The sequence below is a fragment of the Noviherbaspirillum sp. ST9 genome (assembly GCF_048799745.1).
Taxonomy (GTDB): Bacteria; Pseudomonadota; Gammaproteobacteria; order Burkholderiales; family Burkholderiaceae_D; genus Noviherbaspirillum.
The window spans coordinates 483,435-496,686 of record NZ_JBLWFR010000001.1 but is presented as its reverse complement, the minus strand read 5'-3'; the positions used below and the strand labels follow the sequence as shown (position 1 = coordinate 496,686).

Genomic DNA, 13,252 nt, shown 5'->3' with positions numbered 1-13,252 from the left:
ACAGCGCCGCCGCGCACATTCTTACATCGGCGCGGTAAGCCTTACAGTCCGTCGCATCCTCACATGACGATCTTGCGGTTGTCGCCGAGTGCGTCGGTATTCCCCGTCAACATGCCCTTGGCAAGGCCATACAGGCGCACCACCGCGCTGCCCGGCGCGGTCCAGTATTCGGCTTCGGTGATCGTCACTTTCAGGAGCACAAGATCGGGATCGTCGACGCCATTCGGGAACCATGGCTTGACCCACGGCGTCCACAGGGCGCGCATCTTTTCCTTGTCGCGCACGATTTCGCAGGTGCCGGAGATGGAGAGGTAATCCTGCTTGTCGGTGCGCGCATAACTGAGGTTGACCTGGTGGTGCTGTTCCGCCTCTTCAATCTTAGGCGACGACAATGCGGTGAAGAACCACAGCGTACCGGATGCATCCATCTGCATCGTCGCCATCGGACGGCTGCGCAACGTACCGTCGGGTTCCTCGGTGGTCAGCATCGCGAACTTGATTTCCTCGACGAGGTCCGCGATTTTCTGCAATTGGTCGAATGCCTGTTCCTGCACGTCCATGATTCCTCCTCGGTCAAAAAAGAAGGGAGGAAAGACGACAAGGAAAGTTCCGGAGCGGCGCTACGTGGGAATGGAAACCGGTTCGGGCGTGAGCATGTTGGCGTCGCGCACGATGACCCAGCCCGACTCCGGATTTTTGCGCAGGATGGAGAGCGCATTGCCCGAGCGGCGCATGGGCAAGCCTTCCCGGTGCGGCGTGACCGTGACGGTCAGTTGCGTCCAGCAATAGGCGAGGTCGTTTGCGATCTGCAACTCCTTGATTTCGCCCCGCGATTCGATGCGGTAATGTTTCATGCCTTCCCGGAAGGCATCCATGTAGGCTTGTCTTCCGCGCATGGGCGCTTGCCCCGGCATGAGGAAGATGACGTCTTCCGCCATCAGTTCGGCCAACCGTTGCAGGTTGCCTTCGGCGGACGCGGTCTGCCATTCGTGGACCAGCATGCGGATCACCTGTTCATCGTTTTGCATGGAAGTACTCCCTCCAGGGCGGACGTGGATGCGGCCAGGCTCAACCAACCTGCGGCCAGGCCGCCTTCAGCAGCGCGGGCAGGACCTCGCCCGCCTTGCCGCGCAAGACGTACTGCGCAATCTCATCATGACTGGTGAGTTCCGGATTGATCTGAATCACAGTGCGGCCGCATGAGCGCGCATAACGCGGCAGGCTGGCGGCCGGTTCGACCAGGCTGGAGGTGCCGATGCAGAAAAACACGTCCGCTGTTTCCAGGACCTCCGCCGCGCGCGTCCATGCCTGCGTCGGCAATGCCTCGCCGAACCAGACGACGCCGGGACGGATCTTGCCCTTGCAGTGGGGGCAGACCGGCGGAGTGTCTGCACTCAGTTCAGACTCCGGAACAGATGTGGCGCAATCCGTGCACCGGTTGTGCCAGATATTGCCATGCAATTCGATGACTTCGCTGCTGCCGGCCTGGACATGCAGGCCGTCCACGTTTTGGGTGATCACCGTCACTCTTCCAACCAGCCGCTCCATGGCGGCGATGGCGAGATGGCCTGGATTCGGCCGCACCGCTCGCATCAGGTCGCGCCGCCATGCATACCAGTTCCAGACGGTGACCGGATCGCGGCGGAAGGCTTCGGGCGTTGCCAGGTCTTCCGCGCGGTACTTCGCCCACAGCCCGGTTTGCGCATCCCGGAAAGTCGGGATGCCGCTTTCGGCCGACACGCCTGCCCCCGTGAACGCCGCGATATGGCGCGCGTTGCGCAGGATGTCCAGCAGTTCGGGATCGAAATCCATGTCGGCGCGATTCTGCAGGGAGCAATTTTTCAGTATAGCCGCCAATCAGAAAAGCGAAACGCCGCGGCTCCCGGCGAACAGGAAGACCGCGCCGGCGACCAGCGGCGTCACGGCATAGGCGAGCAGGTGTACGGTGTCGCCGGTCTTTTCGCCGAACAGGTCTTTCATGGCCTGCAGCCGCGACAGTTTCTCGGGGGCGGTACGGCGCAAGGCGATGTTGTAGAGGCCGAACGCGAGCGCGACGCCGCCTACGGCCATGGTGATGGTGTTCATTGGATTCCCTGGCAAGCGTAAAAAGCGGTCATCTTGCCACGGATGGGATTGCTCAGGAAGCAGGCTGGGCGCAGCCTTGATCCGCGATAGCTTCCTGCTTCGGCTTCCTGGCCAGCAGGATGACGGCGGCGAGCACCATCGCTCCGCCGACGAGCTGCCCGGCGCTCGCCGATTCGCCCAGCAGCGCGATGCCCAGGCAGAGCGTGATGACCGGTTCCAGCGTGGAGATGATGGATGCCTGCGATCCGCCGATATGCTTGATCCCGACGAGGAAGCAGGCAACCGCCACCAGGGATGCGAAGGCAATGGCGAGGATCGCCAGCCAGGTCGTCGTATCGACCGGCATCGCGGCGCCACCGGCAAGCGCGAACCCACCATTGCCGATTGCCGCAGCCGCCATGACCACCAGTGTCGCCGAAAGCGGATCGGTACCTTGCGTCAGCCGGCCACCGATTGTGATGTACACAGCATAGATCGCTGCGGCCAGCAGGCCGAGCGTGATGCCCAAGGGCGTTCCCTGCAGGTCACCGCCCAGCATGACAACCATCCCCGCAATCGCCAGCGCCAGCAAGGCGAAGGTGCGACGGTCCAGCCTTTCCCAGCCGATCGCCACCGCCAGCAACGTCACCAGCACCGGATACACGTACAGGAGCAGGCCGACCAGTCCGCTGCTGGCATGCATGAGCGCCGTGAAATAGCTTTGCGACTGGGCGGTATACAGGGCGCCCATCAGTGCAAAACCGGCAAGCGTCCGTCCGCGCGGCAGGCGCACCCTCTTCCACCAAACCACCGGCGCGAGCATCGCGACGGCCAGTGCAAAACGCAGCGTCAGCAGCATGCTCGGCGAGAGGCCGGACGCGTACGCGACTTTCGCGAAGAGCGCCATGCTGCCGAAGCCGAGGGCGGATAGCAACACAAGGACAATGGCAGTGCGGCGGGAAATCGTCATGGCGGCGAGAGCAAAATGGATTGAGGGTAAAAGCAGTGTATTTCCTTGCCCTCATGGTCACAAATCAATATTCTTGGCGGATTGCCCCAATATTATTGAGCCATGACACCCTTTCGCCTGCCGCCGCTTCCTGCCGTTCGTGCCTTTGAGGCTGCAGCACGCCACGGAGGCTTCCAAAGTGCGGGCGAAGAGTTGCACGTCTCGGCCGGTGCCGTCGCGCACCAGGTGAAGCAACTGGAAAACTGGCTGGGCGTCACCCTCTTCCAGCGCCTCGCGCGCGGCGTCGTGCTCACGCCCGCGGGCAGGCAGTACGCCGAGGCATTGCGTCCCCTGCTGAACGGCTTGGCGGAGGCGTCAGAAGCGGTCAAGCGCCATGGCGACGAGCGGGTGGTCACTGTCACCTCCGTCCCCTCGCTCGTCGCGCGCTGGCTGATGCCGCGTCTCGGCCGCCTGCAGGAACAGCATCCGGAAATCGACATGCGCGTGCTGGCGTCGCTGCATCCGGCCGATTTCGCGCGCGAAGGCGTGGACGTGGCGATCCGCATGGGCACAGGTCCTTATCCCGGGCTGAAGGCGGATGTGCTGCTGGAGGAATGGTTTTCGGCGGTATGCAGCCCGGCATTCAAGGCATCGGCCCGGGACTTGCGCGAGCCCGCGGATTTGCTGCGCTATCCGCTTCTGCATGATGAAGTGGAGATGCGCATTCCCGACGAGATCAGCTGGGCGCGGTGGCTGGCGGCGTTCGGCGTGCATTACAACGGAACGGCCCGTCCCAGCTTTTCACACACCTACCTGACACTGGAAGCGGCCGCCAACGGCCAGGGCGTGGCCATCGCGGCGGAACCCTTCATCGAGGAAGATTTGCGCAGCGGCAGGCTGGTCAGGCTGTTCCCGCAACGGGTCCTCGGCCCCTACCGCTTCCACCTGCTGCGCCTGCCGGATGCGGAAACACGTCCGGCAGTGAAGGCCTTCTGCGACTGGATCAAGGCCGAAGCGAGCGCGGTGTCGAGAAACGCCACGTCACAGTAATCCAGGACCCGGTCAGCAACCGCAGAGAATTTCGCTGTTGCCCTGCGTCCCCTTCTCGCCCGCAGTCGGATAACCGTCGCGCTTCCACCAGTCGAGCCCGCCCATCAGCTCCTTGACCTTGAAGCCCAGCTTCGTCATGTTCAGCGCCCCCTTGGTCGATGCGTTGCAGCCGATGCCGTCGCAGTACGTGACGATCACGGCGTTGCGGTCGATATGGCTGGTCGTCTCTTCGCTCATCGTGCGATGAGGGACATTGATCGCACCAGGAATATGTTCGATCGCATAGACTTCCGCCGAGCGTGCGTCGATCACAACGATGTTCTCGTTGGCCGCCAGTGCCGCCTTCAGGTCCGACGAATCGGTTTCATACGCGAGCTTGTCGAGGTAGTGCTGGAGTTGCGCTTGCATCTTTGCTTCCTTTTCCTTTTAGTGATCAATCTGACAAGAAGAATGGTATCGTTGAATGGTTTGCAGAAACAGACCATTTCAAGCGATCCGAACAGACCATTCATGAACACATTGCCCCGCACTGTGACCGGCGCCCTGCTGACCCTGCTGGAGCGGGACGGCGTCCTCCCTGGAACGCTTTCGACGCGCGTCTACCGCGCGATCCGTGCCGCAATCCTAGATTCCACCCTGAAGGCCGGCGACCGGCTGCCTTCCACGCGCACGCTTGCCGCGGACCTGTCGATTTCGCGCAGCACGGCGGAAGCCGCCTATGCCCAGCTCGAAGACGAGGGTTACCTGACGCGCGGTGTGGGCAGCGGCAGTTATGTCAGCGCCGACGCGTCGGCCGGAAGGCACGCACGAAAATCGCGCCTGAATGCCGCTGCTTCCCCCGCCCTGTCGAAGCGAGGTACGCAAATCGCCAGCATGGGCGGCTGCGTCGATGCCCGCGTAGTCCGCGCCTTCTCCGCCGGCATGCCGGCCCTGGAATCCTTCCCGGTCGAACCATGGCAAAAACTGCTTGCCCGCCACGCCAGGCACGACGCATCACGGTGGATGATGTACGGCGACCAGCAGGGTCTTCCTGCACTGCGCGAGGCGATTGCGCAATACCTCTCGCTGTCGCGCGGCGTGCATTGCGACGCGTCCCAGGTCATCGTGCTGACGAGTTCGCAGCAGGCGCTCGGCCTGATCGCCATGTTGATGCTGGACGACGGCGACCCTGTATGGCTGGAAGAGCCTGGTTATCGCGGCGCGCAGACCGCCTTTTCCGGCGGCGGCGCAAGCATCGTCCCCGTGCCGGTCGATAACGAAGGACTGCGCGTGGACGAAGGGCTGCGCCTCCAGCCGCGTGCCCGGCTCGCCTACGTCACGCCCTCGCACCAGTACCCGCTCGGCGTCACCCTGAGCCTGGCCCGGCGGCTGCAGCTGATCGAATGGGCGCGACAGTCCAACGCATGGATCGTGGAGGACGACTACGACAGCGAGTTCCACTATGACAGCCGTCCGGTGTCCGCCATCCACGGCCTGGACCAGCACGAACGCGTGCTGTACGTGGGTACCTTTTCCAAGGTGCTCTTCCCCGGACTGCGCCTCGCTTACCTGGTCGTGCCAAGACAGATGGTGTCCGCCTTCGTGACGGCGCGCAGCCAGGTCGACGGCCATGCTTCCCCCCTGATGCAAGCTGTCCTTGCCGATTTCATGCAGGACGGACACTTCATGGCGCATGTACGCCGCATGCGCGAGCTGTACCGCGCCCGGCGCGACATCTTCATGGAGGAAATCGACCGACATCTTCGCGGACGACTGGTGCCGCTTGCCGCACAGGGCGGAATGCAGACATCCTGCCTGCTGGCCGACCAGCGTCTCTCGGACCAGCGCCTGGCGGGAATCGCCGCGGACGTGGGGATCGATTTGCCTCGTCTGTCGCGGCTTTACCTTGGCGCGGACAAGCGGAATGGTTTCGTGATGGGCTACAGTGCGCTGGCGCCGGCAGACATACGCGAAGGTATCCGGGCGCTCGCCAGAATCCTGTAGCTATTCGGTGTACCTGCCCAGGGTAATGATGCGCAGGATGCCTTTGTAAAGCATCGAAGCGGCCCCGTACCAGGCGCGTTCGTACCACGGGATGTTCACGTAGTCTTCCATCCGCACGACCACGCCTTCGGCGACCGCCGCCTCGATCGTCTTGCGCAGCGTGCGCGCGAATGCGGCATCCTTCACCACAACGTTCGCTTCGTGGTTGATCAGCAGGCTCAAGCCATCCCAGTTGCTGGAGCCGACCGTCGACCATTCGTCGTCGATCACGGCTACCTTGCCGTGCAATTGCGTCTTGCGGTATTCCACGATCCGCACGCCACTTTTCAGTAACTTGGGATAGAACGAATGCGCCACCGCGTCCTGGATGCGGAATTGGCCGACACCGATCAGCAGCGTGACCTTTACCCCGCGCGCGGCAGCCGCAGCCAGCCCGTCGCGCAGCTTGCGTCCCGGCGCGAAGTACGGATTGGCCAGCATCGCCGTCCGCCGCGCATTGCCGAGCGCCTTGAGATAGGTCTTCTGGATGGTGCGCCGGTTGCGCAGGTTGTCGCGCACCACGTAGGCGGCCATGGCCGGACCTTCGCCAAGCGTGTGGCCGGTCTTGCGGCGCTCACGGAACAATTCCCATCGATGACGCAGGCTGAGCCCCTTGAGCATCAGCCATTGCGCCTGCACGTCATGGTAGATCGACGACACGAGCGGCCCGCGAATGCGCACGGCCAGGTCCCAGCGCGGCGCTGGCAGCGGCTCGTTGAAGCCGTCGTCGGAGATGTAATCGTGATTGATATTGAGTCCGCCGAGGAAAGCCACTTGGCGATCCACGACGCAGATCTTGCGATGGCTGCGCGCCAAACCGCGCCTGAACCAGGAATTGAACACGCGGTGGTTGACGCGCCCCGCGTTCAATACTTCGTTGAGGAGCACCGATTGCCGGTGTCCGGTGCCCAGCCAGTCGGTGACGACGTTGACCATGACGCCGCGCTCGGCGGCGCGGACAAGGGCATCCTTGACCGCCTCGCCGGTCAGGTCGAGGGCGAAAATATAGGTTTCGAGATAGAGCTCAAAGCGCGCCTCATCGATGGCGGCAATCAGCGCCGGAAAGAATTCGGCGCCGCAATGAAGAAGCGTGACGTGATTGTGGGCGGTAAACGTTACCGGACGCATAACCGGGAGCACACTCCAGCGATGGTGAAGCTGCCAATTCTACATTGCCGCGGCGAGCTCCCGCGTTTTCATGTCTAGGGAGGCGACGATGGGCGCATGGTCCGACAGGCGGGCCCACATCGGACCGTGCAGGACTTGCGCACTCTCGATCTGAAAGCCGCGGACGTAGATCCGGTCCAGCCGCAACCAGGGCAAGGCGGCAGGGAAGGTGCGGGCGGGTTTCAGCTTCGGCCCGCGTCCGCTCAGGGTACGCAGGTAGGTGCCGAAGCCGCGCGACGGCAGGTTCTCGTCGAACACCTCCGTGACGCCCAGTTCATTGCGCAAACTGTCGCTCAGCTGGTTGGTCCAGTCGTTGAAATCTCCAGCGATGATCAGCGGCGCGCCGGGCGGCGACGAGGTGGTGACCGCCTCGATCAGCGCCTCGGTCTGGCGCTTGCGGCTGCGTGCGAAAAGCCCGAGGTGGATCACGTAGCAATGGAGGTCGCAGGCCGGCGTCTGCACGATACAGTGCAAAATGCCGCGCGACTCGTAGGCATGGTCGGACACGTCACGATTGCTGGACGACAGAACCGGATAGCGGCTGAGCAAGGCGTTGCCGTGGTGGCCGTGGTCGTACACGGCATTCATGCCATATACCGCCTGATGGGAATCACCGGCCAGGAACTGGTGCTGCGCCTGTTCCGGCCAGAGGTTGGCATGCTTCATTGCGTACTTGTCATGCCGGCCCTGCACTTCCTGCAGGAACAGGATATCCGCCTCCATCGAGGCAAGTGCCTGTTTCAGTGCGTGGATGCGCGGCATGCTGCGCAAGGAGCTGACGCCTTTATGGATGTTATACGTCGCGATGCGAAGTTTCATGAATTCATTCTAGACGCTGCGCAACAGATGCGGAAGGCGCGCTTACGAAGTGAGAACACTGACTCTGAGAAGATTGTCGCAGGATAAGTTTCAGGGCAACTGCAGATATTTCGGGAGTTGCAGGACCGCTTCCGCGTTCGATGGCGAAAAGCACTTGTCGGCGGCCTCGCGGTAGTGCAGCCATACGTAATCGACATGCTCGCGCGGCGCGAGCTTGATCGGGACGTCGCGCGGAACCAGCAGGCCGAAGACATGCTCGGTATTCTTTGTCACGCCGGGGGCGTAGCGGTGACGCCAGACCGGATAGATTTCGTAGATATTCGACAGGTGCCAGTCCGTCAGGTTTCGAATCGGGACGGCGTGCCCGATTTGATCAATGTCATCCGAGACGACAATGCCGGTTTCCTCGAACACCTCGCGCACGGCCGTGAGGGCGAACGGTTCATCGGGCGTGTCCTTCGAGCCGGTCACCGATTGCCAGTAACCTGGCTTGTCGGCACGTTCGATCAGCAGGACATCCAGGTCCGCGGTATGAATGACGACCAGGACCGATTCGGGAATCTTGTAGGGTTTGTTCATGGGGCGTGGCAAAACGCAGGGCATGGACATGATAACCGAACGCCGAAAACAAAAAGGGCGCGGAAAACCGCGCCCTTCTCACTCCGTTCAAACGGTTCAAGCCTTGACAGCCGGCTCCACGTTGCGCAGGCGGATGTGCAGTTCGCGCAACTGCTTCTCGTCGACTTCCGACGGCGCTTGCGTCAGCAGGCACTGCGCGCGTTGCGTCTTCGGGAAAGCGATCACGTCGCGGATCGATTCGGCACCGGTCATCATGGTGACGATACGATCGAGGCCGAATGCCAGGCCGCCGTGCGGAGGCGCGCCGTACTGCAGCGCGTCGAGCAGGAAGCCGAACTTCAGTTGCGCCTCTTCCGCGCCGATCTTCAGTGCGCGGAACACTTTGCTCTGCACGTCGGCACGGTGGATACGGACGGAGCCGCCGCCCAGTTCCCAGCCGTTGAGCACCATGTCGTAGGCCTTGGCCAGCGCCTTGCCCGGATTGGTTTCCAGCAGGTCTTCGTGGCCATCCTTCGGCGAGGTGAACGGGTGGTGTGCAGCGACGTAGCGCTGGCCTTCCTCGTCGTACTCGAACATCGGGAAGTCGATCACCCACAGCGGCTTCCAGGTGTCTTCGAACAGGCCGTTCTTCTTGCCGAAATCGCTGTGGCCGATCTTCACGCGCAGCGCGCCGATCGCGTCGTTGACGACCTTCGCCTTGTCGGCGCCGAAGAAGATCAGGTCGCCGTCCTGCGCGCCGGTCTGCTCGATGATGGCTGCGAGCGCGGCGTCATGGATGTTCTTGACGATCGGCGATTGCAGGCCGTCGCGGCCCTTCGCCTTTTCGTTGACCTTGATGTAGGCCAGGCCCTTGGCGCCATAGATGGCGACGAACTGGGTGTAGGCGTCGATCTCGGAACGCGGCATCGCACCGCCGCCCGGCACGCGCAGGCCGACCACGCGGCCGCCTTCCATGTTCGCAGCGCCGGAGAATACCTTGAAATCGACATCCTTCATCACCGCAGTGAGGTCAGTGAACTGCAGCTTGACGCGCATGTCCGGCTTGTCGGAGCCGTACAGGCCCATCGCTTCGGAATACTGCATGACCGGGAACGGGTTCGGCAGGTCGATGTCGAGCGCGTTCTTGAACACGCCACGGATCATGCCTTCGAACATGTCGCGGATTTCCTGCTCGTTCATGAACGAGGTTTCGCAGTCGATCTGGGTGAATTCCGGCTGGCGGTCAGCGCGCAGGTCTTCGTCGCGGAAGCACTTGGTGATCTGGTAGTAGCGGTCGAAGTTGGCCACCATCAGCAGCTGCTTGAACAGCTGCGGCGACTGCGGCAGCGCAAAGAAATTGCCGGCGTTCACGCGCGACGGCACCAGGTAGTCACGCGCGCCTTCCGGCGTGGACTTGGTGAGCATCGGCGTTTCGATGTCGATGAAGCCGTTGGCGTCGAGGAACTTGCGCACTTCCATCGTCACCTTGTAGCGCAGGCGCAGGTTGTTCTGCATCTGCGGACGGCGCAGGTCGAGCACGCGGTGCGTCAGGCGGGTGGTCTCGGACAGGTTGTCGTCGTCGAGCTGGAACGGCGGCGTGACGGAAGCGTTCAGCACTTCGAACTCGTGCGCGAGCACTTCGATCTTGCCCGACTTCAGGTTGGCGTTGGTCGTGCCTTCCGGACGGTTGCGCACGACGCCGGTGATGCGAACGCAGAATTCATTGCGCACGGCTTCCGCGGTCTTGAACACATCGGCGCGGTCCGGGTCGCACACCACCTGCACCAGGCCTTCGCGGTCGCGCAGGTCAATGAAGATCACGCCGCCGTGGTCGCGGCGACGGTGCACCCAGCCGCACAGGCTGACGGTTTGACCGAGAAGCGCCTCAGTGGTGAGGCCGCAATAGTGAGTTCGCATAGACATGATGGATTCCAGTTTCAGATTCTTTGTGGTGACCCCGTTGCCTGCATGCTGTCCGGGTCGGGGCCCTGGTGATTGAAGGACGTTGTCAGACTGGCGGAGGAACGGCCTTCAGGTTCTTTGATGCGGCGACGACATACTCGGGCGCGACGACGCCCATGGAGACGATGTACTTGAGAGCTTCATCGACCGACATGTCGAGCTCGATGGCATCGGCGCGCGGCATCATCAGGAAGAAGCCGGAAGTCGGGTTCGGCGTGGTCGGCACGTAGACGCTGATGTAATCGCCGGTGAGGTGGTTCTTGACGTCGCCGCCGGGCGTGCCGGTCAGGAAGGCGATGGTCCAGGAACCTTGACGCGGATACTGCACCAGCATCGCCTTGCGGAACGCATTGCCCGACGACGAGAACAGCGTGTCCGACACCTGCTTCACGCTCGAGTAGATCGAGCTGACGATGGGGATGCGCGTCAGCGCCTTTTCCCACAGCAGCACGATCTGGTTTCCGATGAAGTTGCGCGTGAGCAGACCAACCAGGAACACGAACAGCACCGTGATGAGCGCGCCCATCCCGGGGATATCCAGGCCGATCAGCACCGCCGGCCGCCAGCGTTCTGGCAGCAGCAGGACCGACTGGTCGAGCGTGCCGATGATCAGGTTCAGCACCCAGAGGGTGATCGCCAGGGGAACCAGGACCAGCAGGCCGGTGACGAAATATTTGCGCATGGTTTTCTTCGGACTGGGAACGTGCTCGTTCGTCGTTACGCCGCGTTGGCCGCGCAACCGCCGGCGCCGCAACCCTCGGCAGCCGGGCAGCTTTCCGCCGCAGCCGTCTTGGTCGCCGGCGCGGACGTGCCGCCGTTGCGGAAATCGGTGGCATACCAGCCTGTTCCCTTCAACTGGAAACCGGCTGCGGTGAGTTGCTTCTTGAAGCTGCTCTTCCCGCAGGACGGGCAGTCGGTCAGCGGCGCGTCGGACATTTTTTGCAGTACATCCTTGGCGAAACCGCATGTCTCGCAGCGATAAGCATAAATCGGCATGGGAAACCTCTCGCAAAAATCATCCAAAACCCTGAATTATAAAGGGTTTCAGGCGAATTTTGCGTGAGTGCAGGAAAGCCGGCGGCGGGAAAGCGAAACGGCCGGCCTCGAAAACGGAAGCCGGCCGCCCAATATTGCAATCAAGTCAATAATTAGCCGTGTGCGCCTTGCACGGAATGATGCGGCTCGTGGCGGTTCTTGAAGATTTGCGGCATCAGCGAACCAACGATCATGCCTGCAAAACCGGCAATCAGGCCCGCGAGCTGCCCGGGGAATTGCTCGCCAAGGTTGGAAATCTGGGGGAAAAACAGGATCCAGGTAGCGATACCGGCACCGACCGAGAAGATGGCGCCCTGGGTGGTCGCGCGCTTCCAGTACAGCCCTATGACCAGCGGTACGAAGGCACCAACCAGTGTTACCTGATAAGCGGTGGAAACCAGCTCATAGATGGAGGTCCCCTGCATGGCGATGGCGTAGGACAGCACCAGCGCGGCAAACACGACCAGCGTGCAGCGCATCGCGAACAGCTGCTGGCGGTCGCTCATGTGCGGTCGCAGGTTCTTCAGAATGTTTTCCACGAAGCTGGTCGAAGGCGCCAGCAGCGTCGCCGACGAAGTGCTCTTGATTGCAGACAAGAGCGCACCGAAGAAGAGGATCTGCATGATCAGCGGCATCTTCGTCATGATGAAGGTCGGCAGCAAGCGCTGGTAGTCGTCCTTGGCAATCGTCAGGGCGCTCTCGCCCATCACGACCACGGCGCTGGTGACGATGAACATCGGCACGAAGGCAAACAGGATATAGCTTGCGCCGCCGATCATGGCGCCGGCGCGCGCAGTGGGCGCGTCCTTGGCTGACATCACGCGCTGGAATACGTCCTGCTGCGGGATGCTGCCGAGCATCATGGTCAGCCCGGCGCCGATGAAGAAGGCGATTTCCTTGAAGCTCGGCTCGGGGAAGAATTTCCAGAGGTCGGTTTGCGCCGCCACGGCGAACACCTTGTCGGAACCACCGGCGAGATCCGCCGAGAACAGTGCAATGATGCTCAACCCGACCACCAGCACGATCATCTGGATGAAGTCCGTCCATGCAACCGCGAGGAAACCGCCGATGACGACATAGATCAGCACGGCCAGCGTGCCGACGATCATGCCCGCGGTCTCGGACATCGCACCGTTCGTCAGCACCGAGAACACGAGGCCGAGCGCGGTGATCTGCGCGGCCACCCAGCCGAGGTAGCTCAGGATGATGGCGACCGAGCAGAACACTTCAATGCCCTTGCCGTAGCGGTTGCGGTAGAAGTCGCCGATGGTCAGCAGGTTCTGCTTGTACAGCTTGGTCGCGAAGAACATGCCCACCAGGATCAGGCAGGTGCCGGCGCCGAAGGGGTCTTCCACGATCGCATTCAGGCCGCCCTGCACGAACTTTGCCGGAATCCCCATGACCGTCTCGGCGCCGAACCAGGTCGCGAACGTCGTCGTGATCACCATGATCAGCGGCAGGCTGCGTCCGGCGACGGCGAAATCCGTGGTGTTCTTGATGCGCGTACCCGCCCATACCCCCAGTGCGAGCGTGCCCAGCAAATACAGCACGACGAAGGTAATCAGTGTGAAGTCCATGAAAGTCTGCTCCGGACGGCAAATGGCCTGTTGAATGAAGATCGTCAGG

At 62.3% G+C, this 13,252-nt stretch carries 15 protein-coding genes; 2 read left to right on the top strand and 13 right to left on the bottom strand.

Translation table 11 applies throughout. The annotated features are described in order from the left end of the window. Positions 1-59: 59 nt before the first annotated feature. The 5 genes from ACNOHI_RS02435 to ACNOHI_RS02415 are packed head-to-tail and all read right to left on the bottom strand — an operon-like array spanning position 60 to position 3,034. Complete coding sequence (locus ACNOHI_RS02435) at positions 60-560, bottom strand: pyridoxamine 5'-phosphate oxidase family protein (protein WP_420473036.1); 501 nt, start codon at positions 558-560, stop codon at positions 60-62. Between the two features lie 60 nt (positions 561-620). Then, complete coding sequence (locus ACNOHI_RS02430) at positions 621-1,028, bottom strand: YybH family protein (protein ID WP_420473035.1); 408 nt, start codon at positions 1,026-1,028, stop codon at positions 621-623. 40 nt (positions 1,029-1,068) lie between these two features. Continuing rightward, positions 1,069-1,812 carry an SIR2 family NAD-dependent protein deacylase gene (locus tag ACNOHI_RS02425; protein WP_420473034.1) on the bottom strand — a complete coding sequence of 248 codons (744 nt, stop codon included), beginning with the start codon at positions 1,810-1,812 and terminating at the stop codon, positions 1,069-1,071. Between the two features lie 45 nt (positions 1,813-1,857). Beyond that, positions 1,858-2,085, bottom strand: a complete 228-nt coding sequence (locus ACNOHI_RS02420) for a hypothetical protein (protein ID WP_420473033.1) — start codon at positions 2,083-2,085, stop codon at positions 1,858-1,860. Between the two features lie 52 nt (positions 2,086-2,137). Beyond that, on the bottom strand, positions 2,138-3,034 hold the full coding sequence (locus tag ACNOHI_RS02415) for a DMT family transporter (protein ID WP_420473032.1): 897 nt from the start codon (positions 3,032-3,034) through the stop codon (positions 2,138-2,140). A 102-nt stretch (positions 3,035-3,136) separates the two neighbouring features. Between ACNOHI_RS02415 and gcvA the strand changes: the two genes are divergently transcribed. Further along, entirely contained in the window at positions 3,137-4,063 is a 927-nt protein-coding gene (gene gcvA, locus ACNOHI_RS02410; protein ID WP_420473031.1) for a transcriptional regulator GcvA, read from the top strand. Positions 4,064-4,075: 12 nt separating this feature from the next. Here gcvA and ACNOHI_RS02405 read toward each other — a convergent pair whose 3' ends face one another. Next, positions 4,076-4,471 carry a rhodanese-like domain-containing protein gene (locus tag ACNOHI_RS02405; protein WP_420473030.1) on the bottom strand — a complete coding sequence of 132 codons (396 nt, stop codon included), beginning with the start codon at positions 4,469-4,471 and terminating at the stop codon, positions 4,076-4,078. A gap of 102 nt (positions 4,472-4,573) precedes the next feature. Here ACNOHI_RS02405 and ACNOHI_RS02400 point away from each other — a divergent pair, with 102 nt between their 5' ends. After that, complete coding sequence (locus ACNOHI_RS02400) at positions 4,574-6,046, top strand: PLP-dependent aminotransferase family protein (RefSeq protein ID WP_420473029.1); 1,473 nt, start codon at positions 4,574-4,576, stop codon at positions 6,044-6,046. Here the strand turns inward: ACNOHI_RS02400 and ACNOHI_RS02395 are convergent, their stop codons facing one another. From ACNOHI_RS02395 to ACNOHI_RS02365, 7 genes are all read right to left on the bottom strand, one after another. Then, entirely contained in the window at positions 6,047-7,213 is a 1,167-nt protein-coding gene (locus tag ACNOHI_RS02395) for a phospholipase D-like domain-containing protein (protein ID WP_420473028.1), read from the bottom strand. It lies immediately after the preceding gene. Positions 7,214-7,252: 39 nt separating this feature from the next. After that, positions 7,253-8,071, bottom strand: a complete 819-nt coding sequence (locus ACNOHI_RS02390; protein ID WP_420473027.1) for an endonuclease/exonuclease/phosphatase family protein — start codon at positions 8,069-8,071, stop codon at positions 7,253-7,255. Between the two features lie 90 nt (positions 8,072-8,161). Next, complete coding sequence (nudB, locus tag ACNOHI_RS02385; RefSeq protein ID WP_420473026.1) at positions 8,162-8,650, bottom strand: dihydroneopterin triphosphate diphosphatase; 489 nt, start codon at positions 8,648-8,650, stop codon at positions 8,162-8,164. Between the two features lie 96 nt (positions 8,651-8,746). Continuing rightward, the gene (gene aspS, locus ACNOHI_RS02380) at positions 8,747-10,552 is read right to left on the bottom strand and encodes an aspartate--tRNA ligase (protein WP_420473025.1); all 1,806 of its coding nucleotides are present in this window, start codon (positions 10,550-10,552) and stop codon (positions 8,747-8,749) included. Between the two features lie 85 nt (positions 10,553-10,637). Further along, positions 10,638-11,273 (bottom strand): DUF502 domain-containing protein, encoded by a 636-nt coding sequence (locus ACNOHI_RS02375; protein WP_420473024.1) that lies wholly within the window; start codon positions 11,271-11,273, stop codon positions 10,638-10,640. A 35-nt stretch (positions 11,274-11,308) separates the two neighbouring features. Continuing rightward, on the bottom strand, positions 11,309-11,587 hold the full coding sequence (locus tag ACNOHI_RS02370) for an FmdB family zinc ribbon protein (RefSeq protein WP_420473023.1): 279 nt from the start codon (positions 11,585-11,587) through the stop codon (positions 11,309-11,311). 152 nt (positions 11,588-11,739) lie between these two features. Further along, a complete protein-coding gene (locus ACNOHI_RS02365; protein WP_420473022.1) occupies positions 11,740-13,203 on the bottom strand; it encodes a sodium:solute symporter family protein in 1,464 nt (487 codons plus the stop codon). Positions 13,204-13,252: the final 49 nt, after the last annotated feature.

Bases quoted from the DNA above. Each gene is read 5' to 3' on its own strand.
- ACNOHI_RS02435 (WP_420473036.1), bottom strand. From the start codon at position 560: ATGGACGTGCAGGAACAGGCATTCGACCAATTGCAGAAAATCGCGGAC.
- ACNOHI_RS02430 (WP_420473035.1), bottom strand. From the start codon at position 1,028: ATGCAAAACGATGAACAGGTGATCCGCATGCTGGTCCACGAATGGCAG.
- ACNOHI_RS02425 (WP_420473034.1), bottom strand. From the start codon at position 1,812: ATGGATTTCGATCCCGAACTGCTGGACATCCTGCGCAACGCGCGCCAT.
- ACNOHI_RS02420 (WP_420473033.1), bottom strand. From the start codon at position 2,085: ATGAACACCATCACCATGGCCGTAGGCGGCGTCGCGCTCGCGTTCGGC.
- ACNOHI_RS02415 (WP_420473032.1), bottom strand. From the start codon at position 3,034: ATGACGATTTCCCGCCGCACTGCCATTGTCCTTGTGTTGCTATCCGCC.
- gcvA (WP_420473031.1), top strand. From the start codon at position 3,137: ATGACACCCTTTCGCCTGCCGCCGCTTCCTGCCGTTCGTGCCTTTGAG.
- ACNOHI_RS02405 (WP_420473030.1), bottom strand. From the start codon at position 4,471: ATGCAAGCGCAACTCCAGCACTACCTCGACAAGCTCGCGTATGAAACC.
- ACNOHI_RS02400 (WP_420473029.1), top strand. From the start codon at position 4,574: ATGAACACATTGCCCCGCACTGTGACCGGCGCCCTGCTGACCCTGCTG.
- ACNOHI_RS02395 (WP_420473028.1), bottom strand. From the start codon at position 7,213: ATGCGTCCGGTAACGTTTACCGCCCACAATCACGTCACGCTTCTTCAT.
- ACNOHI_RS02390 (WP_420473027.1), bottom strand. From the start codon at position 8,071: ATGAAACTTCGCATCGCGACGTATAACATCCATAAAGGCGTCAGCTCC.
- nudB (WP_420473026.1), bottom strand. From the start codon at position 8,650: ATGAACAAACCCTACAAGATTCCCGAATCGGTCCTGGTCGTCATTCAT.
- aspS (WP_420473025.1), bottom strand. From the start codon at position 10,552: ATGTCTATGCGAACTCACTATTGCGGCCTCACCACTGAGGCGCTTCTC.
- ACNOHI_RS02375 (WP_420473024.1), bottom strand. From the start codon at position 11,273: ATGCGCAAATATTTCGTCACCGGCCTGCTGGTCCTGGTTCCCCTGGCG.
- ACNOHI_RS02370 (WP_420473023.1), bottom strand. From the start codon at position 11,587: ATGCCGATTTATGCTTATCGCTGCGAGACATGCGGTTTCGCCAAGGAT.
- ACNOHI_RS02365 (WP_420473022.1), bottom strand. From the start codon at position 13,203: ATGGACTTCACACTGATTACCTTCGTCGTGCTGTATTTGCTGGGCACG.